We start from the raw sequence: 21950 nt of genomic DNA, 5'->3' as shown, positions 1-21950 counted from the left end.
GTATTTTTTGATAAATATTATCTTCTAGTTCTACCCTTATCGTTGGTTCTGGCATCCTGTGCAACACGGAATCCTACCCAACCATAAGCTCTGTTTTGATTTTTATATCTTCTTTGTCCCGGATCCAGCCAATATGCTGTGTCCTGCCAAGAACCTCCTTTTACAACTCTAACCTCGTTAGAAACTGCTGAAGTTCTGTCTTTGGTATCTTTTTGTAGTTTTACTCTACCTGTTCCATCTACAACAAATCTTTGTTTAGGTGAATTGTACATATCGAAACCTGCAGCAGAATCCGAAGCTCTGTAATATTCTAAAGAAGACTGTCTGTCACCATCTCTGTAGTTTCTGTAATCAGCGATAGTTTGTCTTTCGAATTGTCCGGGAAGTCCTTTATAAACTAATCTTCCGTCAGCCAAAGTATCATACTTGATAGTACCTTCGTCGATCATTTTATAAGTTCCGTCACCGTTTCTTACAATAGCCTGAGGCATGTTTCCTCTATAGTAGTTGAAATCACTGTAGTCTTCATCAATGATTGGTCTGTAAACATCCGCAGTCCATTCTGAAACGTTCCCGAACATACCATATACACCAAGATCGTTAGATGGATACTTTCTTACGTCAGAAGTCTGTGCAGAACCGTCATTCTTCCATCCTGAGATCCCTGAGTAGTCACCTCTACCCATTTTGAAGTTCTCAAGGAACATTCCTCTGTCTCTTCCTTTGGTACCTCTTAATCTTTCGATTTCAGGTTTTTTACCCAGGTATTGGTTATATTCTCTTGTTTTTGCCATACCAAGAGCTGCATATTCCCATTCAACTTCGGTAGGAAGTCTGAACTTCTGTACCATTGCAGAATTTGGAGCTCTGTTAGCTGCAAGCAATCTCTGGTTTGTAGTTTTCATACCAGTTTTCTGCTGCATTCTTTTTTCATTGATATATCCTTGCATTTCAGGATCATTCGATTTGAATTTATCCATGTTGAATGCAGTTCCTCCCTGGTTGTTGGATTCGTTGATATACAAATCTTTGGCAATAATACCAGACTGCATCAAAGCTTTTTCATTCGCTCTGTCTGTCAGCCATTCACAGTATCTGTTTGCCTGAGTCCATGAAACACCTACTACCGGATAGTAATCAAATTCCGGAGAACGCAGATACGTTTCATTATAATCGTTTCTTGCTAATTTGTTGTCCCATAATAAGGTATCCGGTAAAGCACCGTTATAGATTTCCTTAAAACTAGGATCACTTGGTGGGAATACATACTTCAACCATGTCAGGTATTCGCGGTATTCGTAGTTAGTAATTTCTGTTTCTCCGATAAAGAATGAACTTACCTGCATTCTGCGAGGCGTGTTATTCCAATCGTGCATAACATCATCTTTCACTAATCCCATTGTAAAAGTTCCACCTTCTACATATACCATTCCAGGCCACCCCTTCTGCTTTTGTTGCTTTCCTGCAAAAAACCAACCTTGTTTTTCGTTTGGTTTCCAACCTGTTTTACTGACAAATTTTTTGGTACCGCCACCTTTGCTGGTTCCTGATCCGCCACAGCTGGTTAATGCAAGTGTAGAACTTAATGCTATTAATGAAAACAACTTTAGTTTTTTCATAGTCGATATAAATATTTTCAAAGTACAAAGAAAAAATAAATTATTCAATAAATCAAGTAAACATTTGATTTTTTTGAAAAACGTTAACAATTTAATTTTATTGTATCGCAATTTAATTCTAAAATTTTCATTTATTTTGTAATTTAGCAATTTCAATAGTAAACATGAAACGAAAAATTACGCTTTTATCTTTAATCGCTTTTGCATCAACACTTTACGCCCAAAGAAACACCATAGAATGGAATGGTTCGAAAATTCAGGATTTTGGCGACACAAAATTAAATCTTCCTAATTTTAAAAATGAGGGTTTTTCTTTCAGCCAAAATAATGTTTTTATAGTAACCAAGCAAAAAATCGGAGAAAAGCAGCTTAAAATTTCAGATCTTGTCTGGGAAAACGTTCCTGCACAGGATTTATTTGAATTGGATAAAGGAAGACTTCCTGATTATGATGTAGCAGATGTTTCCTATTATAATTTGGATGGAGACAGCTATGCCAGCATCAGTGTTGCTTTGTTTAAAAATGTAAAAGGCCGCGTTCAGAGATTATCTTCGTTTAATGTTTCAGAAGCCTCTTCATTTGTAAATACTACAGGGACTGTTAATAAAATAGGAACGACTGCCAATCCATTATCAAGCGGCAACTTCTACAAAATAAAAGTTGACAAGTCCGGTGTATTCAAAATTACCTCACAGTTTTTAAAGGACAACGGAATCAATCCCGGTTCTATAAATCCTAAAAATTTCAGAATTTATGGAAACGGAGGGGTAATGCTTCCTGAATATAACCAGGATGCGAGATATGGAGCTTTACAGGAGAATGCCATTCAGGTAGTAGGTGAAGATGACGGAGTATGGAATGATAATGATTATGCACTTTTCTACGCTCAGGGTCCTGATGGATATAACCTTTATGACACTTCCAATGGAAATGGTTTTAAAAGAAAGGATACCCGATTCAGCGAAAGAAGTAATAATGTTAAAAATATATATGAAGATTACTCTTATTACTATATCAACTTTGACAAAGGTTCCGGAAAAAGAGTTCCGACTGTTGACGGAAACCTTCCTGCCCAGCTGATCACCAGATATGACAGTTACCAGGTGATCAACAAGGATCAGAAAAACCTGTTGAAAGTAGGTAGAACATGGGTGGAAGACACTCCTTTCAGCAATGAAAAAACAGTAACACTTTCTACCAACTCACCTATACAGGCTGGTGATGTTATACGATACAGAACTCAGGTGGTTGCCTATAATTCACAGCAGAATACAATTGATTTCAAAATCAATAATTTAAACCCGCACCCTCTGCAAACGATCCCTACGGATACTTCATCGTATCAGTATACCTTCTACCCTGTAACCTTTACCGGAACGCTTACCAATCTTACCGGAAACCAGATTACAATGGTTTATAATCCTGATATTTCTAAAAACCCTAACGGAACTTTCTATTTTGACTATGTAGAGGTTCAGTACAAAGAAAATCTTGCCTTCAATGGTTCACAGATGAACTTCAGGGATTATTCCATTGTAAGCGGAAGCAATACAGATTACGGGTTCAGCATTACCAATGCTGCCAATATAGAGCAGGTATGGGACGTAACGGATATTACCAATGCCAACAGAAGAGTGAATAAAGCCGGAGGCGGCGCTTTCAACTTTGCTTATACGGCAGCTGATCAGAATTTCAATAATGAATTTGTGGCTTTCCGCGCTGATGCGGCTTTCAGCCCACAATTTGTAGGAAGAATTTCCAATCAGAATCTCTCTGCTTTACAAAATATAGATTACCTGATTCTGACAGTTCCTGAAATGATGGGTCAGGCACAGAGACTTGCCAACTATCATCAGACTGCTCATAATTATAAGGTGGAAATTGTAGACGTCAACAAAATCTATGAAGAATATGGCAGCGGAAGTAAAGATCTTACGGCGGTAAGAGATTTCGTCAGCAAACTCAATACTCCACTTGGCAGACTTCAATATGTATTTATTCTGGGGGATGCTTCATTTGATTATAAAAACAGAGTTCCCAATAATTCAAATGTTGTTTCCAGCTACCAGAGTGAGCAGTCTTCAGATTATGTATCCTCATTTGTGACGGATGATTATATTGTAATGACCAAGCCGCAGAACACATTATTAATTGAAAATAATTTACCGGACCTGCCTGTGGGAAGAATCCCGGCTGCAAACGTGAGTGAAGCTGGAGATATGATCAACAAAACGCTGGCTTATTATAACTCTCTTCAAGGGCAGTCAACTCCTTTCGGAGACTGGCGTATGCGACTTGACTTCGTTGTGGATGATAATAACGAAGGAGGAAGTCCTTTCCATAATGTAATGGACAGCAGTTTGTCCAGTATATTTGAACAGCCCGGCCAGCTAGAACTGAAAGAATACAACGTTAAAAAATTATACATGGATGCCTTCACCGCTCAGAGTACATCTGGAGGACGAAGATATCCACAGGTAAACCAGGCTATTTCCAATGCGATCGGAAACAGTTTATATCTGTTTTATTTCGGGCACGGAGGAATTAACGGTTGGGCACAGGAAAGAGTCTTAACATCTACTGAGGTTCAGAATGCCAACAATTTCTCTAATGTATACAGCAGATTCCCGTTTGTTTCTACCATCACCTGTGAATTTACATTATGGGATGAGCCTGCAACCAATTCTGTAGGGGAACAGTTTATCAAAATGAAGCAGGGAGGTGCATCAACAATGATTACTTCCAGCCGTGCTATTGGTGTAGATTACGGCCGTGATTTTACAAATACATTTACCCAAAATATTTTTAAATTAACGAATGACGATTTCAATACATTAGGAAATGCACATTTACTAGCTAAAAAGCAGAAGGGTCCAAACAACAACCACCTGAAGGTAAATTTCCTGGGTGATCCTGCTATGAAATTAAGCAGACCGCAAAGACTTCTTACCATTGATAATATTGAAACTCCGGTTCCCGGACTGATCAGAGGATTAGACTTCGTGAAAATAAAAGGACACATCAATAATCCGAACGGAACATTGAACAATACCTTCAATGGAAGAGTCAGCATCAATATTTTTGATAAAAGATTAAATAAGAAAACATTAAATAATACCGGTGTTTTATCTCCTGTTTTAGATTATACAGAGGAAGGAAGCGCTATTGTAAAAGCTGCCGGAACTGCTGTAAACGGAGTATTCACTGCAGAATTCTATGTTCCTAAAGACATTAACTATGCAGTGGGTCAGGGAAGAATTTTAGCCTACGCAGACAATAAGGCAACGGATGTTTTCAACAACCAGGCAGTACAGGTAGGTGATATCAACCCTAATGGAATCAATGATAACCAACCTCCAAAAGTAAAACTGTACATGAATAACACCAACTTTGCAGATGGTGGAATTACCAACCAGAATCCAATGCTTCTTGCCTGCCTTACGGATGACACAGGAATCAATGCCACAGGATCAGGGGTAGGTCATGATATTACAACATACCTGGACGGACAGATTATCAACACGGTTGTTTTAAATGATTTTTATAGTGCGGGAGAAGGAAACGGATGTTTAAATCCAAGTCTTGCTGACTATCAAAAAGGAAATGTAACCTATCCTTTCAGAAATTTAGCAATTGGACAACACCAATTGACATTTAAAGTTTGGGACATAAACAATAATTCTACATCTGCTACGTTAAATTTTGAAGTTAAAGATGAATCTGACCAACACCTGACGATCAACCGTCCGCTGAACTGGCCAAATCCGTTTACAAACAAAACTTATATTCAGTTTGAGCACAATTGTGATGATATTCTGGATGTGAACGTACAAATTTATACTATAACCGGAAGATTGGTAAGAACTTTATCACAACCGGTAGTTGCAGAACCGTTCCTACAGGGCTTTAGAACCCCTCGTCAGGCAATAGAATGGGACGGAAGAGATGATTTTGGGTCAACAGTAGCAAAAGGTACGTATATTTTTAAGATATTTGCAAAAAGTCAAAATCAAGAAAAATGCAAAGGAAGTGCTACAGCTGTAGAAAAAATGGTACTTTTGAAATAATTAAATAATACATAGACAATAATATTAATAAAAAACTGATAATATATAAAAGACAACATATGAATTTAACTACTAAACTGCTTTTAGGATTTGGTTTGAGTGCTGGTTTTTTAGGCTATTCGCAAGATTTAGGTAAAGTAAACCCAGTTCTTACCGGAGCTCCTTTCCTAAGAATTGCGCCTGATGCGAGATCAGGAGGTATGGGAGACCAAGGGGTGGTAACCTCTCCGGATGCATTTTCACAATTCTGGAATGCGGCTAAATATCCTTTCAGCAGAACAAGTTCTTCCGTAGGTCTTAACTATACACCTTACATGGGAAAACTTACCAATGATGTATTCTTATTATATGCTTCGTTCCACAAGTTTCTGGGGCAGGAAGAGAGATCTACAATCTCTGCAAGTATCTATTATTTCAACATGGGGCAGGTAGACCTTACTCAGCTGGTAGGTACAGAAATTGCATCAATGGGTACATCAAAACCAAACGAATTCTCAATTGACGTTGCTTATGCTTTGAAGCTTTCTGATTCATTCTCTGGTGCTGTTACCGGTAGATTTATCCGTTCAGACTTAGCCGGAGGATTCAACACAGACACTACACTAAAAGCGGCTAACAGTTTCGCAGTAGACGTTTCAGCATACTATACCTCACCAAGATTCTCCAGTATCGGAGGATATGATGGTAAAGTGAATGCAGGTTTAGCAATTCAGAACGTAGGTCCGAAACTGGATTATACAGGAAATGAAGAATCAAGATCTTATCTTCCTACAATGGCAAGATTAGGGGTTGGATATGACATGTACCTGGATGATATGAACAGAGTTGGAATTTCTGTGGAAGGTTCAAAACTTTTGGTTCCCGGATCTGAGTATGCAGGAATTGATCCCAATACAAGACAGCCTATTTATCAAATCCCGAATGTAGGGCCAATGGCTGGTATCGGAAAATCTTTCAAAAACAAAAACAGTATCATGTATAGTGGTGCTTTAGAATACTCTTATGACAATGCATTTTCTGTAAGAGGAGGTTACTTCCATGAAAGTGAAGAGCAGGGAGCAAGACAGTTTGCTACAGCGGGTGTTGGTTTAAGATACCGTTCTTTCGGTCTTGATCTTTCTTACCTGATCAATATGTCTAAAATCAACAGTGCTTTGGATAACACCCTTCGTTTCGGTCTTACCTGGAACATTGGAGAAGAAACATCCAACAACGATCGTTAAAAAACAGCTACAGCTATATACAAAAAGCCTCATACATTGTAATGAGGCTTTTTTTATCAATTGTGAAAGGTCAATCCGCTTCGCTTGCCAATTTTTTACATGCTACCATTCAGCATTCACTTGCGAAGCAAAATTCACTATTGACTTTTAAATAATGTAATGGTATAATCAAGAAGTCGTGCGTCTCCATAATCTCCATGTCCGGGGACTACAATTTTCACATCAGGATATTCTTTTTTAACCTTTCCAACCGTACCTGACCAGGCAGAAACGTTTGCATCTCCCAAATATCCTTTACCTGCCTCAAGTTCTTTCAATAAACAACCTCCAAACAGAATATGTTCACTCGGGAAATATCCCACAGCATTATCTTTTGTATGCCCTTCTCCAAAATACCTGGCAACAACATCCTTATCCCCCACTTTCAAAATAGCAGAATCATTAAAACTGTTTTCAGGAATAACGAAATTATTTTCTTTGGCGAGTTCTATTGTTTTAACATAAGAATACGATGGTATATTCTTTTTATGGAATGCCAGCAATCCTCCAAGGCTGTCATCGTGAAAATGAGTCGGGATCACAGCATTGATTTTTGCATGAAGTTTTTCGTTAATCCATTGGATCAGTTCTTCTGAACCTTTATCATTAGTTGGTGTATCAAAAACAATCGTTTCATTCTTATCTTTTACAATCAATCCGTTACAGGGTACATTTCCGAAATCATTCGTTTGTTTAAAAGAAGTATGGATAAAAGCATTTTCTGAAATCTGAGTAATAATCAGGCTGTTGGATTTATAAATTTCTTTTGCTTTAAAACTTTCCTTGCTTTGTGCGCTGCAACTTAGAATGAAAAAAGAAAATAATATGATGAATATATTTTTAACAATGATTTTCATGAGTGTATTGTTTAAGAATTGAGATAAGCTAAGGTAAGAATTCGCAGAACATATTTATCCGCAAAAACGTTAAAAGAGAATAATCTGCCGGTAATTCTATTTGTCTGTGAATTTCTTTTAGACCGAACAACTGATTGCTTTGAATGAAATATAATATTAAGTTTACAAAAGTCTTTTTTTTATGGCGATTTTCTTAAATTCAATAGCTATTTTTGTAATATGAACTATTCGGCAGAACTAAAAAAATTTGTAACCAGTCAGTATGTATATTCTGCAATCAGAATTACATTAGCTACTGTTCTGCCTTGTTTAGTACTTGCCCACTTTGGAATTTTGAAAGAATATTTTCTTTTTCCTCTGGGAACCAGCTTTGTAGCGCTTACAGACCAACCCGGTCCTTTTATCCGAAGAAGAAATGCTCTTACTTTCGCTATCTGTTGTTTTGTCTTTGTAGCACTCATTGCCAGCCTTGTAATGAATATCAAAGTACTGGTACTTCTGGAAGTCATTGTCTTCGGGATGTTTTTTTCCCTGATCGGGGTTTACGGTCAGAGATTGGCGGCAGTAGGTTCACTATCACTCGTTGTACTCGCCATCTTTATTGACGGTCATCTTACAGGAAGTAATATCTTTAAAAGTCTGCTGATCTTTGCTTCGGGTTGTATCTGGTTTCTGCTTATATTCCTTATTGTAACAACCATTCGTCCCTATAAACTGGCAAGCCAGATGATTGGAGAAAATTATCTTCAGCTGGCCGAGTTTTTAAAGATTAAAGCGAATTATTATCAGAAGAATCCGGATTTTAATAAACTGACCACTCAGGTTATTGCCAAGCAGATTGAAATAAAAAACCTGCAGGAAGATACCAGAGAAACCGTTTTTAAAACAAGAACCATTGTCAATGAATCTACTACAACAAGTCGTTTATTGATGCTGATGTTCCTGAACTCGATGGACCTTCATGAAAAGCTGATGACCTCTGAAAGTGATTATCAGAAGCTTCAACAGAGCTTTGAAGACAGCATGATTCTGGTTAATATCCATGATTATCTCAATCTTTTGGCCGAAGAGATCACCAATATCGGAATCGCACTTCAAAGCGGTACCAGAGCAAAGCCAATGGTGAATCTGGAACTGGAATTAAAGAATCTTAATTATAATTATTTCGAACTCAGAAATAAGCAGCTTTCTCCCGACAACCTGGAAAATTTCATGATCCTGCGCCAGATCCTGATGCGTATCTATGAAATTACCAAAGAAATCAACGAGATTTATAAAGTATTTTCCCAGAATATAAAACTGGCAAAGAGTTTATCCACAGGATTAGATTTGAAAAAATTTATGCCTAATGAACCCAAACTCAATGCTAAGGTTTTAAGGAATAATATTTCGTTATCCTCTTCCCATTTCCGCCATGCGATAAGAATTACAACCGCTTTGCTGCTGGGATATATTTTCTCGATGTTTGATCTTCTGGGATTGGGCCATACATATTGGATATTAATTACCATTACTGCCATTTTAAAACCGGCCTATTCCATTACAAAGCAGAGAAATCTTCTCCGTCTCTATGGAACGATTGCAGGAGCCAGCATTGCTTATGCCATTCTATATTTTATACACATTAACGGTGTTTTATTCGCTATTCTGCTTATCAGCATGATTATGTGTTTCAGTTTCCTGAAAGGACGGTATTTTTGGGCGGTATTATTTATGACAATCTATGTTTTCCTGAGTTTTAATTTTTTAAATCCGGGAAAAGTTAATATCATTTTTAAAGACAGAATATTTGATACAGCCATTGCCGGAATCATTGCTTTTTTGGTATCCTACATTGTACTGCCGGTTTGGGAACATACCCAAAACCTGGATCTGATGAAGAAGTCTGCAGCAGACAACCTTATCTATTTCCAGAGTGTAATTTCCAAATTCTTACAGGGAAATTTTGATCTTGAAGATTATAAAGTAAAGCGAAAAAATGCAATTATTTCTTTGGCCAACCTTTCCGACAATTTCCAGAGAATGATTTCGGATCCTAAGAATCAGCAGAAAAAACTGGAAGTTGTTCATCAGTTTGTGGCAACATCACACCTGATCACAGCCTATACCGCTTCTCTTTCCCAATACTCCAAAAGTAATGAGCAATATCCGGAAATAGATGCTGAAAGCTGGAGCCGGAAGATTGAAGCAGAAATGCAGCAAACCTCTACTCTTCTCAACGGAAATGACATCAACGAAACATTGAAAATGGAAAGCCGTCTTGAGCCGGAAGATTCTTCCATTGAAGATATGCTTCTGAAAAGAAAAACCGAAATTGAAGAAAATGACATCGTAGACAGAAGAGATCCTGATAAAATATCTCATTTAACAGAGCTTAAAAACATCCATGATATTCTGGAACTGATCTACGACGTAGCAAAAGAACAGAGAAAAGTTATAGAAAAATATAAAAACGAGACGAATCCTACTCCTCCACAATCGTAAAGCAATAGTCGTCAAAAAACTCTACCCTGGCTTTGAATTCATCTGAAAACTGGTCGTCATAGACACGGCAGCTTATTTTATGAATATGTTTCAGCTCGAAAGGCTTTACCTCATAGTTTTTCTTTAAAGACCAGTATTTTGAGTGGTGAATTTTGTACATACTTTCTTTTACACTCCATATAATTGTATAAAAAGTATCTGCTTTATCTTCAGGAATGAATCCACGCTCATTTTCATAGGTAAATTTATCGATCACCCTTAAAATCTTAGGATTGAACTTTTCAACATCAATTCCTATTTTATTTTTAGAAATGGCGATGGCTGCAAAGGGAAATGAATGCGTGATAGAAATTTCCGCATCATTGGGAGAAAGAAAAGGCTCTCTTTCTTTATATAAAATCTTAGAATGGGGCTTTAATCCTTTCAGGAGCTTGCGTACCATCAGAACTTCCAATAATTTTTTGGGATGATAATCCTTTACTTTTTCAGCATTTTCCGGCTCCAGAAGTTGGTTGATATCAAGCTCTTCACTTTCATCATACTTCCAAACAAGGATGGTGGCATTATCATCTGAAAAATCTCTGTAGAGTGGCATTCTTTTTTATATGAGACAAAAATACTAAAAAAAGCTTGAAGCTGGGAGCTGGAGGATGGAAGCTATTATTTGTTATAAAAACAACAGATAAACAAAGTCAGAAAAAATCGTTTGATGAAAAAAGGAATGAGGAAAGGAAGATGGGAGCTGGAAGATGGGAGTTACTATTCGTAGTAAAAAGAATTTTCAGACTGAAGAATCCGTTGAGAAAAAAACAAACTCTTTGCTTCCTTACTCTTTACAAACTTCCAGCATCCTTCTTCCAGCTCCCAGCTTAATTATTTAGACTGATGATTTACATCATTTCTGTGCTCTACAATTTCAAGATTTGCATCTACAAAATAAGCGCTCCCGAATCCATTTACATAAGATCCTTTTACAGGCTGCAAGGCAATTAAAATAAAATCTCCCATTTCGGAAATGACATCCACTACTTTACCGTGAGTTTCTTTAAGTTGGGAAACTACAGTATTCCATACATCAGAATCTCTTTCAATCTGAGATACTGCGGCTTCAATAGTCAGCCTTTCGCGGGCATAGATCTGTTTCGTAGCTGATTCATCTTCAATAAACATGATGGATGTTTTTCTGCCATCAGCAAGGTTCTTAGTATGTTTTGCCATGAAAGATACCAGAATATAAAACGTCTGCTCTACCTGAACAAAAGGTGCATAGCTTGAATTGGGATTCCCTTCGGCATCTACAGTAGCCAGAATAATGCTTTTAGAAGCATTGATCAGTTCTTGTACTTTTGGCGCAACAGGTTTGATTTTCTTTTCTGTATGGGTTTGACTCATGATATATTATTTATCAGCTAAAATTAATTATTTATATTAAGACTAAATAATATTAATTCATGTTTAATCTCATAAAACTGAACTTGAAGTGTCGTTTTTATATCTTAATTATTAATCGTAATTTTGCCTTTCGTTATCAATTGAATTTAAAAATTATTCATTACATATGAGTACTACAACACAATACGTTCCTTATAAAGTTAAGGATATCTCCCTTGCAGAATGGGGTAGAAAAGAAATTACCCTTGCAGAAGCAGAAATGCCCGGTTTGATGTCTATCCGTGAAGAATACGGACCATCTCAACCTCTTAAAGGAGCAAGAATCGCAGGATGTCTTCACATGACGATCCAAACGGCTGTGCTTATCGAGACATTGGTAGCTTTAGGAGCTGAAGTTACCTGGTCATCTTGTAATATTTTCTCTACACAGGACCACGCTGCTGCTGCTATTGCTGCTGCAGGAATTCCGGTATATGCCTGGAAAGGTTTAAATGAAGAGGAGTTTGACTGGTGTATTGAGCAGACTCTATTCTTTGGTGAAGACAGAAAGCCATTAAACATGATTTTGGATGATGGTGGAGATTTAACAAACATGGTTTTTGATAAATACCCTGAATTCACAAAAGATATCAAAGGACTTTCTGAAGAAACCACTACAGGGGTTCACAGACTGTACGAAAGAATGAAGAACGGAACTTTGGTAATGCCTGCCATCAACGTAAATGATTCAGTTACTAAATCTAAATTCGACAATAAATACGGATGTAAAGAATCTGCTGTAGATGCAGTAAGAAGAGCTACAGACGTAATGTTAGCCGGAAAAAGAGTGGTAGTTTGCGGATACGGAGACGTAGGTAAAGGTACTGCTGCTTCTTTCAGAGGAGCTGGTTCTATTGTTACTGTTACGGAAATTGACCCAATCTGTGCGCTTCAGGCTGCTATGGACGGTTATGAAGTAAAAAGATTAGACACTGTGGTAGACAACGCTGATATCATCATCACTACAACAGGTAACTTCAATATCGTAAGAGGAGAGCACTTCCTTAAAATGAAAGATAAAGCGATCGTTTGTAACATTGGTCACTTCGATAATGAAATCGATATGGCTTGGTTAAACAAAAACTACGGTCAGACTAAATCTGAAGTGAAACCTCAGGTTGATATCTATACAATTGAAGGAAAAGAAGTAATCATTCTGGCTGAAGGTAGATTGGTAAACTTAGGATGTGCTACAGGCCACCCAAGTTTCGTAATGTCTAACTCTTTCTCTAACCAGACTTTGGCACAGATCGAATTATGGAATAACTCAGCTGCATACAAAAACGAAGTATATATGCTTCCTAAGCACTTGGATGAAAAAGTAGCGGCTTTACACCTTAAGAAATTAAGCGTAGAGCTTGAAACTCTTTCTCCTGAGCAGGCTGAATACATCGGAGTTGACGTAAAAGGCCCATTCAAGCCTGAATACTACAGATACTAAGATCTATATAAAACATGATATGATCCCACTATTTCTAAGATAGCGGGATTTTTTTATGCAGCATATGAAGCATTTCTTATTTTTGTCAGCTAAAATTAATAACATGAAAAATTTCTTATTTCTAGGACTCATGAGCTCTGTGCTATTCTTTAACAGCTGCAGCAGCAATGATGATAATGATGGAACCAATACACCTTCCGAACCAAAGGTATTATTAAGTAAAGTTACTATAGTTTACTACGACAACCCGGCTCAGCCACAGACCAGCATACAAACGCTTGAATACAATAATCAAGGTGAACTTATCAAAACGTTATCCTCATCAGGATCATCCGAGTTCGAATACAGTAACGGAAAACCTACAAAGACCACTTATTATAGGCCAGATGGCACCGTAGACTATTATTCGGCATATACTTACAATGGGGATCTACTAACTACTGTTAAGGCAATATACACCAGTAATCCGGATTACAACAGAACGATTACTTATAACTATAATACCAACGGACAGATGATTTCTTCATCTCTTTGCCAGTCACCAGCCTGTTCCAATCCGATCGTGGACACTTTCACTTATGATGGAAACAATATTTCATCAGAAACTTCAGAAGGTGGAGGTTCCAGCTACAGCACTAAAATTGTTTACTCTTACGATGATAAGCTGAACCCATACATCAATATCAATAAATATTTAAAAATTATGATGGGAGGAGCCTATGCTGCAAGTAAAAACAATTATCTTACAGAAAAGATAAGTTTCAAAAGCAATGGAGTCTGGACACAAAACCAAACCCGAACTTCCACGATTCAATACAACAGCGCCGGTTTTCCTGTGCAGGTTGTCTCAAAAGAAGCTAATGGAAGCCTTTCTGCTCAATATAATTACGAATATATCACTCAATAAAAACAAAAGCTCTCCAATTTGGAGAGTTTTTTATTGGGAATGTGATTTTCAGATCCGGTGTGTGGGAGCTGGTTATATCTCTGGAAGTTTTATTCTTATTCAATAGGACGGACTTTAGTCCGTCTTACTAATCAATACATTCCATCGGCTTTAGCCAAAACTTAAAAAATATTGAATGCAGGCATATATACCGTATTTTACCCATATTTCCTCTTTACTACAGCTCTATTTACAAAAAATGAATATCTTAGCCCTCTTAAAATAAACATTAAACTATGAAAAAACAAAGAGTATCGAATGCATTTGTGGCTGCATCGTGGGTAGCGTTGGGAGCAGGAATGATCGGCTTTATCGTGGGTCTTGCAAGAGCGGAAATGCTGCTGAATGAAAAGGGATATTATTTCACCATTCTTCTTTATGGCTTATTTGCAGTTGTTTCTCTACAGAAAGCAGTGCGCGACAGGTTAGAAAACATTCAGGTAACAGATATTTATTATGGGATCTGCTGGTTTGCCACATTATCATCTATTATATTGCTGGCCATCGGACTTTGGAACGCCACTATCCTTCCAAGTGAAAAAGGTTTTTATGCCTTTGCCTTTTTGCTCGCGCTCTTCGGAGCTATAGCAGTCCAGAAAAACACCCGTGACAATATGCTTCAGGAATAAAATAAAACTCTCCAAAACGGAGAGTTTTTTATTTGATCAAAATAAACAAAACTTAAAAGATTAACGAATAATATTACTAATATTTTAAAATTTTCATATATTTATATCATAAAATAGAGATATAATTAAAAATATTCACTTATTTCTATTTTCACCTTAAAACTAATACCATAAACTATAATCATGATTTTAAAAAAAATCTCATTACTCATTTTCCTTTTGTTTATACTCACAATAAAAGCTCAGAATGAGTTTATCACTATCTGGAAAACCCATAACGCACAAAACATTAAATTTCCGGGCCGGGGAACCAATTTCAAGGTATCTTGGGAAGAGGTAGGATATCCGCAACATAACGGGACGATGAATAATGTAACTTCCACTACTGAATTCATCATCAATTTAGGAACACCATTAAACCCCTCTCCTGCCCAAGCCAGCTACAAAATCAAAATCAGTGATGGAAACGGAAGTTTCGATCAGGTGAGATTCTTTGACAATACATTAATTCCTACTTATAATGCTTCAGACCGTTCAAAAATTACCCAAATTACCCAATGGGGAAATATAAAATGGAAAAGCTTTGACAATGCTTTTGTATACTGCGACAATATGGATGTTACGGCTACTGATGCACCAGACCTCAGCATGGTAACCAGTATGCGCCAGATGTTTTATTTATGTATATCATTAGTTGGTAATTCCTCTTTCAATACATGGGATACAACTACCATTACAGATATGTATTATATGTTTGGGGACGATAATCTCTTCAACCAGCCGCTGGGAAACTGGGATACTTCGAATGTTACAGATATGTCCTATATGTTTGACTATACCGGATTCAACCAGCCTCTCAGCGAATGGAATACAGCAAACGTGACCACTATGGAGCATATGTTTCATGATTCAGAAAATTTCAACCAGGATCTTCAAAACTGGAATACAGCCAATGTCACCAATATGAACGAAATGTTCCATAACACCGCTTTTAATCAGGATATTGGAAGATGGAATTTAAGTTCGTTAACAACAGCTACGGGTATGTTTCTCAATTCTGCGATGAGCTGCCTGAATTATGATAAAACGCTTTACGGGTGGAGTCAAAGCTCATCAACCCCTGCTAATATTAACCTGTCAAGCGCTGCTCCATTAGTTTATTCTCATGCTGATGCCGTAGCCGCAAGAAATTTTTTAATCAATTCTAAAGGCTGGACTATATCAGGCGATTCTTATAACGGACTGTGCAATCAGACACTTTCAACTTCTGAAAGAGAGATTACCGGCAAAGCATCTATTTATCCCAATCCCTCAAAAGATCATATTCATCTGAAAAATATTCCCAATGCAGTAAGTTATATTATCACCGATATGAGCGGAAGAACTGTTGCCAAGGACAACCTTGAATATGAAAAGATTAATGTCAGACTTTTGTCTCCGGGAAATTATATCCTTCAAGTTCTGACAAAGAATACAATTCATTCACTCCCGTTCATCAAACAATAAACTAATACCATAAAACGATAACCATGATTTTTAAAAAAATTCCAACACTTGTTTTTCTTTTGCTGATATTCCTGGTAAAGGCACAAAATGAATTTATCACGGTATGGAAACCCAGCCTTCCCCCGCCTTCTTATCCTTATGCAGGAATTCCCGTTAACTCAAATACTAATCAAATCTGGTTTCCCGGAAGAGGGACAAACTTTAAAATCCATTGGGAAGAAATAGGCTACCCTTCACACAATGCGACCTTAAATGTAACTTCTGCTTATCAAACCTTGATCGATTTCGGAGTCCCGCACAACCCCAATCCATCAGATGCCACTTACCGGTTGAAAGTAAGCAATGGAAACGGAAATTTTCATCAGATAAGATTTGCAGACTGGGATATGTTCAACGATAACGGAATTGTAGGGGATGTTCATAAAATACAATTAATAGAACAATGGGGAAACATTCAGTGGTCTTCTATGGAACAGGCATTTCAGGCATGCAAAATTTTAGATTTTACAGCAACAGATGTTCCGGACCTGAAAGAGGTAACTGATATGTCTCACATGTTTTTAGGCTGCTACAGCTTAGTGGGAAACTCCAGTATCAATACCTGGAATACTTCCAATGTAACGACACTGCTGGGAACTTTTTCAGGATGTTTTGTATTCAACCAGCCGGTTGGAGACTGGAACACATCCAATGTTACCATGATGGGTATAACATTCTCTGCTGCAAAGCTTTTCAATCAACCACTGGCAAATTGGGATACCTCCAAAGTAACTGCTACAGCCGCTATGTTTAGTGGAGCGACTCAGTTTAATCAGCCTATCGGAAACTGGGATATGTCTAGTAATCTTGATGCAGAATTCATGTTTTCAAATGCTATAAATTTCAATCAACCGCTCGGAAGCTGGAATACCTCACAAATTATTGAAATGAATCATATGTTTAATGGAGCAAAGACTTTCAATCAAGATCTATCTCAATGGGATACAGGCAGTGCTACCATTATGAGTGGCATGTTTAATAATGCTGAGAATTTTAACAGCAATATTTCCAATTGGGATACCAGAAAAGTACAATGGATGCAGGATATGTTCAATGGTGCTAAAAAATTCAATCAGAATATAGGAAAATGGAATGTAGCTTTAGTAAAAAACATGAACAACATGTTCAGTAATGCGATTCTTTTTAATCAAAATTTAGGAAGCTGGAAGCTGAGTTCTTTACTGAACGCTTCCAATATGTTTAAAAACTCTGCGTTGAACTGTCAGAATTATGACAGCACATTGTATGGCTGGAGCCTGAATCCTTCCACACCCAATAATATTAACCTATCCTCAGTTTTACCTCTTACTTATTCCCATAATGCAGCAGTAACTGCCAGAAACTATCTGATTAACAACAAAGGCTGGACAATAAGTGGTGATACATATAACGCAGAATGTCAATCCTTCCTTGGAACTTCTGATGTAAAAGTAAAAGGAGAACTAAGCATTTACCCGAATCCTGCCACAGATATTATTTATGTAAAAAATTCCAACGGTAAAGACTTTAAAATTATTGATGTAAGCGGAAGAATTGTCTCCAGTGGAAATCTGGTGAATGAACAGATTAATATTCAGCCTTTAGTTCCTGGGAATTATATTTTACAGCTTTCTTCAAAAGAAGATATTCAAAACTTAAAATTCATCAAAAAATAACTATAAAATCATCCATATGGTATTCAAAAAAATTGTGGTGAGCTTTTTTATTCTGCTGATATTCATGGTGAAAGCCCAGAATGAATTTATCACTATCTGGAAACCTGCCTCTACAGTACTACAGCCTATCACCGTAAGTGCACCGTATCAGGCAAATGATCAACAAATATGGTTTCCTGGAATTGGCGAAAACTATGATATTTATTGGGAAGAGGTAGACTATCCCCAGCACAATGGTTCTCTTACTAATATAACCTCTACAAAACAGGTTTTTATTGATTTCGGTACATCAATGGCAGAAAAGAATGATGCAAAATATAGAGTAAAAGTGAGTAACGGGAATGGAGTTTTTCAACACATAAAATTCGGAGATGTACAGGAGGTTCAGCTTCCGGATCAGATTTTTCCGGTCTGGCAGATCAACGGAAGTGCAGATAAAATACTGGAAATAGAACAATGGGGAAATATTGCCTGGACAACAATGAACAGTGCTTTCAGCCAATGTAAACTGATTCAGCTCACTGCAACTGATATTCCAGATCTTAGTAATGTTGAAGATGCTTCTTATATGTTTTACGGTGCAAAAACCTTTACAGGCGCAAGCTCCATGCAAAACTGGAATACTTCTAAGCTTAAGAAATTCAGATTTATGTTTTCTATTATCTTTGATAGTATCAATACTTCAATTCCCGATCAGTTCAATTCTCCTTATCTTAATACCTGGAACATGTCATCAGCTACTGATCTCAGCTTTATGTTTGCAGGAAGAGGGATCTTTAACCAGACATTAAACAACTGGGACGTTTCCAATGTAACTGATATGAAATGGATGTTTGCTCTTTGTCCAAACTATAATCAACCCATGGATAACTGGGATACCTCAAGTCTTGAAGACATTCGTTTTATGTTCCATTTTGATTCCGGTTTCAATCAATCCTTAAATAATTGGAATACGTCTAAAATTACCAATATGGCCCATGCTATTCATGGCTGCACGGCCTATAGTCATTCCCTTGAAAATTGGGATATGACCAAGGTTACCAGAATAGACCAGATTCTTAAGGAAACACCCAACTTTAATCATTCCCTTGCAAGCTGGAATCTTGCCAGCGTAAATAATGGAGCCCAGGCTTTCATGCAGACAGGAATGGATTGTGAAAATTTCAGTAAAACACTTGCAGGATGGGCAGATAATCCTGATACTGCCAATAATGTTGATTTAGATATTGTAACCCCTTTGACTTATGCTTCCAATGGCGCAGATAAAAGGAATATTCTCATCAGCAAAGGATGGACAATGTCGGGGGATACAGTAGGAAACTGTTTACTGTCTTCATCGGAAGTCAAGCTGAATAAAAAACTTTCACTATATCCCAATCCCGCTGTGGATGATATTCATATTGAAGGACTAAGTGACATTAAAAAGTATAGAATTTTTGATGCAAGTGGAAGACTTGTACTGGAAGGAAACCCTAATAGGGATATGATTAATGTAGGATCTTTACCAAAAGGGAATTATATTTTACAACTCATTCTGAAAGATAAAACAATCTCTTCAAAATTCATCAAGAAATAAAACAAAGAAACCTCGCTTTACAGCGAGGCTTTTATTCTGAGTTTAAAAATAAACTATTTGTCAAAATGATTAGGATGCTGGGCTTTAATATCATCCACAGTACCCAAAACTTTATCTTTTAAAGAATCCTGATATTTCTGAAGTTTTGCTGCCACTTCTTCATTTCCGCTTCCTAAAATTTTTGCTGCTAAAATCCCTGCATTCAATGCTCCGTTCAAGGCTACGGTAGCCACCGGAATTCCGCCGGGCATCTGAAGAATAGATAAAACTGAATCCCATCCGTCTATGGAATTACTGGACAAAATAGGAACTCCGATAACCGGAAGCGTAGTACAGCTTGCTACCATTCCCGGAAGATGCGCTGCTCCACCAGCTCCAGCAACAATGACTTTCAAACCTCTTTCCTGAGCAGTTTTTGCATAATCGAACATTCTTTCCGGTGTTCTGTGCGCTGAAACTACTGTTAATTCATAAGGGATATCAAGGCTTTTAAGAAAATTTGCAGCCTGTTCCATGATCGGCAGATCACTCTGACTGCCCATAATAATTCCTACCATCTTCAATTTTATTAGATGTTCAAAGATAAAAAATAAAAATGTAAAGATGAAAAACTACAAAAAATCCAGGAAGTGGTTTATGCTTGTGATCCCAGAATGATCTAATTTTTCAATAGACCTGCATTTTAAAATTCAAAGAATTGATAAAGATCTTTTTGGCTCAGATTTTTCATCTGTACTCCTATAAATTACAGCATCTGTATCCATAACAATTCCGGTTAGAATAGATATATTTGTTGATACACCACTTTAAATTTTGAAAGATTATAAACTTACACTGGCTGTATGTACCGTTGCTATTGTCTGGGGTACTACCTTTTTATCAATAAGGGTTGCGGTAGAGACTATTCCCGCATGGTTTGTAGCAGGAATACGCCAATTTCTTGCAGCCATTATTATGTTTCTTATTCTTACCTATAGAAAAGAATTTAAATGGATCGGCTGGACCAACCTGAAATACCAGTTTATCTTTTCTTTACTCATGCTGGTAATTGCGAACGGAATGACTACAGTAGCGGAAGAGGAAGTTACAAGCAGTCTCACTTCACTCATCAGTGCCTGCTCTCCTATCCTTGTATTTTTCGGAAGTTTGGCTTTAGGACTTCAGAAATTCAGCTGGCGGGCTTTTGCAGGAGTTGTTCTGTGTTTCAGCGGAATCCTGTTTATTTTCTGGGATGGTATTAATGATTTAAAAAACCCGGATTACGCGCTTGGAATTCTCTTCTTATTTATTGCCATTGCAGGCTGGGCCTCAGGAACTATTTTCACCAAAAAATTAAACCTTCACAGCGGTAATATTTCCCTGAACTTATTTTATCAATTTTTATTCGCGGGTATTATTCAGATTATTTTTGCCTTTTTGTTTTCAGGCGATTACAATTTCGGAAACTGGAGTTTGAAAAGTATCTCTGCCATGCTTTACCTGTCAATATTTGGTTCTGTAGCCGCTTTTTTTGCATTTCACTATGCCCTTACCAAAGTTTCTCCCGTTCAGGTATCCATACTGGCTTATATCAATACGGTAATCTCTATTTTTTTAAGCTGGCTCATTCTTGATGAAAAAATTTCCGCCAAATTCATCATTGCAGCGGTTTTGATTATTGTAGGGGTTTTTGTTATTAATTACAATCCGGCAATGTTTAAAAAACAAAAGATTGAATCTTAAGGCAGAAAAATAATATCAAGAATTTCACCAGATCTATACAACTGTTTTTTAACTTATTAAATACAATAAAAATCAGATCTGCTTCAGACGCGTTTTTATATTTCTTTCATTTTCCCTATATTGTATATTCCAACCCATACAATATGCTGAAAAACACATTTTTTTTATTTCTGGTCTCCTCTTTTCTTCTTGTAAGCTGTGATTACAAAGAGAAAGAGAAAAACCTGACAGACAGAGAAAAACAATTATTAGAAAAAGAAAAGGTATTCGCGAAGAAAGAATCCGAATATCAGTCGCTCCTGAAAATGAGGGACAGTATTTTTGCCAAAAAAGATTCTGTAGTCATTACTTCTTCATGGCCCGCGGAAATTTCCGGTCCATGGAACGGAAAGGTCATCTGTACAGAATCTAACTGCAGTGAGTATGCTGTAGGCGACCAGCGTACTGATATCTGGGAATTCGATAACGATTCTACCCAGCCTATTACCAAAATTATCAATAACAATAATCTGGTAAGGCTTTACACTGGCAAGTTTGAAAACAATGAGATCAGACTGTCTTTCAAAACAGATTCTACGGCCAAAAAGAATGTAGAAATGAGCGTTCTTCTTAATGATATTTCGGACAACAAGATCAAAGGCACAAGAACCATCACCTCCGATGGCTGTACTGCTAAGTTCTCTGTTGAATTAGTACGTTCCACAAAATAAACACTT

General features: G+C 37.2%; 17 protein-coding genes. 12 read left to right on the top strand and 5 right to left on the bottom strand.

The features are described from left to right. Positions 1-17 precede the first annotated feature (17 nt). Positions 18-1619: a gliding motility lipoprotein GldJ gene (gene gldJ, locus FN817_RS14945; protein ID WP_047421202.1), complete on the bottom strand. Its 1602-nt coding sequence runs from the start codon at positions 1617-1619 to the stop codon at positions 18-20. 164 nt (positions 1620-1783) lie between these two features. Here gldJ and porU point away from each other — a divergent pair, with 164 nt between their 5' ends. Further along, positions 1784-5686, top strand: a complete 3903-nt coding sequence (gene porU, locus FN817_RS14940) for a type IX secretion system sortase PorU (RefSeq protein ID WP_142718649.1) — start codon at positions 1784-1786, stop codon at positions 5684-5686. Between the two features lie 59 nt (positions 5687-5745). Further along, positions 5746-6909: a type IX secretion system outer membrane channel protein PorV gene (gene porV / locus FN817_RS14935; protein ID WP_047378455.1), complete on the top strand. Its 1164-nt coding sequence runs from the start codon at positions 5746-5748 to the stop codon at positions 6907-6909. Positions 6910-7046: 137 nt separating this feature from the next. Here porV and blaCHM read toward each other — a convergent pair whose 3' ends face one another. Next, on the bottom strand, positions 7047-7805 hold the full coding sequence (blaCHM, locus tag FN817_RS14930) for a CHM family subclass B1 metallo-beta-lactamase (protein WP_142718648.1): 759 nt from the start codon (positions 7803-7805) through the stop codon (positions 7047-7049). Between the two features lie 219 nt (positions 7806-8024). Between blaCHM and FN817_RS14925 the strand changes: the two genes are divergently transcribed. Beyond that, positions 8025-10289, top strand: a complete 2265-nt coding sequence (locus tag FN817_RS14925) for an FUSC family protein (protein ID WP_142718647.1) — start codon at positions 8025-8027, stop codon at positions 10287-10289. Here FN817_RS14925 and FN817_RS14920 read toward each other — a convergent pair. After that, positions 10270-10884 carry a 4'-phosphopantetheinyl transferase family protein gene (locus tag FN817_RS14920; RefSeq protein WP_142718646.1) on the bottom strand — a complete coding sequence of 205 codons (615 nt, stop codon included), beginning with the start codon at positions 10882-10884 and terminating at the stop codon, positions 10270-10272. The genes FN817_RS14925 and FN817_RS14920 overlap by 20 nt on opposite strands. 35 nt (positions 10885-10919) lie before the next feature. Here FN817_RS14920 and FN817_RS14915 point away from each other — a divergent pair, with 35 nt between their 5' ends. After that, a complete protein-coding gene (locus FN817_RS14915) occupies positions 10920-11162 on the top strand; it encodes a hypothetical protein (RefSeq protein ID WP_142718645.1) in 243 nt (80 codons plus the stop codon). Here the strand turns inward: FN817_RS14915 and FN817_RS14910 are convergent, their stop codons facing one another. After that, positions 11163-11681 (bottom strand): pyridoxamine 5'-phosphate oxidase family protein, encoded by a 519-nt coding sequence (locus FN817_RS14910; protein WP_142718644.1) that lies wholly within the window; start codon positions 11679-11681, stop codon positions 11163-11165. Between the two features lie 166 nt (positions 11682-11847). On the opposite strand from FN817_RS14910, the gene ahcY reads away from it, so the two are divergent. From ahcY to FN817_RS14880, 6 genes are all read left to right on the top strand, one after another. Next, positions 11848-13161, top strand: a complete 1314-nt coding sequence (gene ahcY / locus FN817_RS14905; RefSeq protein WP_047421190.1) for an adenosylhomocysteinase — start codon at positions 11848-11850, stop codon at positions 13159-13161. Between the two features lie 103 nt (positions 13162-13264). Next, positions 13265-14068 carry a hypothetical protein gene (locus tag FN817_RS14900; RefSeq protein ID WP_142718643.1) on the top strand — a complete coding sequence of 268 codons (804 nt, stop codon included), beginning with the start codon at positions 13265-13267 and terminating at the stop codon, positions 14066-14068. 275 nt (positions 14069-14343) lie between these two features. Next, positions 14344-14736, top strand: a complete 393-nt coding sequence (gene yiaA / locus FN817_RS14895; RefSeq protein WP_142718642.1) for an inner membrane protein YiaA — start codon at positions 14344-14346, stop codon at positions 14734-14736. Positions 14737-14919: 183 nt separating this feature from the next. Further along, positions 14920-16242 carry a BspA family leucine-rich repeat surface protein gene (locus FN817_RS14890; protein WP_142718641.1) on the top strand — a complete coding sequence of 441 codons (1323 nt, stop codon included), beginning with the start codon at positions 14920-14922 and terminating at the stop codon, positions 16240-16242. A gap of 23 nt (positions 16243-16265) precedes the next feature. Next, entirely contained in the window at positions 16266-17936 is a 1671-nt protein-coding gene (locus FN817_RS14885; RefSeq protein WP_142718640.1) for a BspA family leucine-rich repeat surface protein, read from the top strand. A 16-nt stretch (positions 17937-17952) separates the two neighbouring features. Further along, positions 17953-19512 (top strand): BspA family leucine-rich repeat surface protein, encoded by a 1560-nt coding sequence (locus FN817_RS14880; protein ID WP_142718639.1) that lies wholly within the window; start codon positions 17953-17955, stop codon positions 19510-19512. A 53-nt stretch (positions 19513-19565) separates the two neighbouring features. Here the strand turns inward: FN817_RS14880 and purE are convergent, their stop codons facing one another. Continuing rightward, positions 19566-20069, bottom strand: a complete 504-nt coding sequence (purE, locus tag FN817_RS14875) for a 5-(carboxyamino)imidazole ribonucleotide mutase (protein WP_034699885.1) — start codon at positions 20067-20069, stop codon at positions 19566-19568. Between the two features lie 256 nt (positions 20070-20325). Here purE and FN817_RS14870 point away from each other — a divergent pair, with 256 nt between their 5' ends. Both FN817_RS14870 and FN817_RS14865 read left to right on the top strand, forming a co-directional pair. Beyond that, on the top strand, positions 20326-21234 hold the full coding sequence (locus FN817_RS14870; RefSeq protein WP_142718638.1) for a DMT family transporter: 909 nt from the start codon (positions 20326-20328) through the stop codon (positions 21232-21234). Between the two features lie 143 nt (positions 21235-21377). Further along, positions 21378-21944, top strand: coding sequence for a hypothetical protein (locus FN817_RS14865; protein ID WP_047421184.1), 567 nt, complete (start codon positions 21378-21380; stop codon positions 21942-21944). Positions 21945-21950: the final 6 nt, after the last annotated feature.

This window comes from Chryseobacterium rhizoplanae (assembly GCF_900182655.1).
GTDB classification, from domain to species: Bacteria; Bacteroidota; Bacteroidia; order Flavobacteriales; family Weeksellaceae; genus Chryseobacterium; species Chryseobacterium rhizoplanae.
The sequence above is the reverse complement of the archived record's forward strand: the minus strand, read 5'-3'. Positions and strand labels throughout refer to the sequence as shown.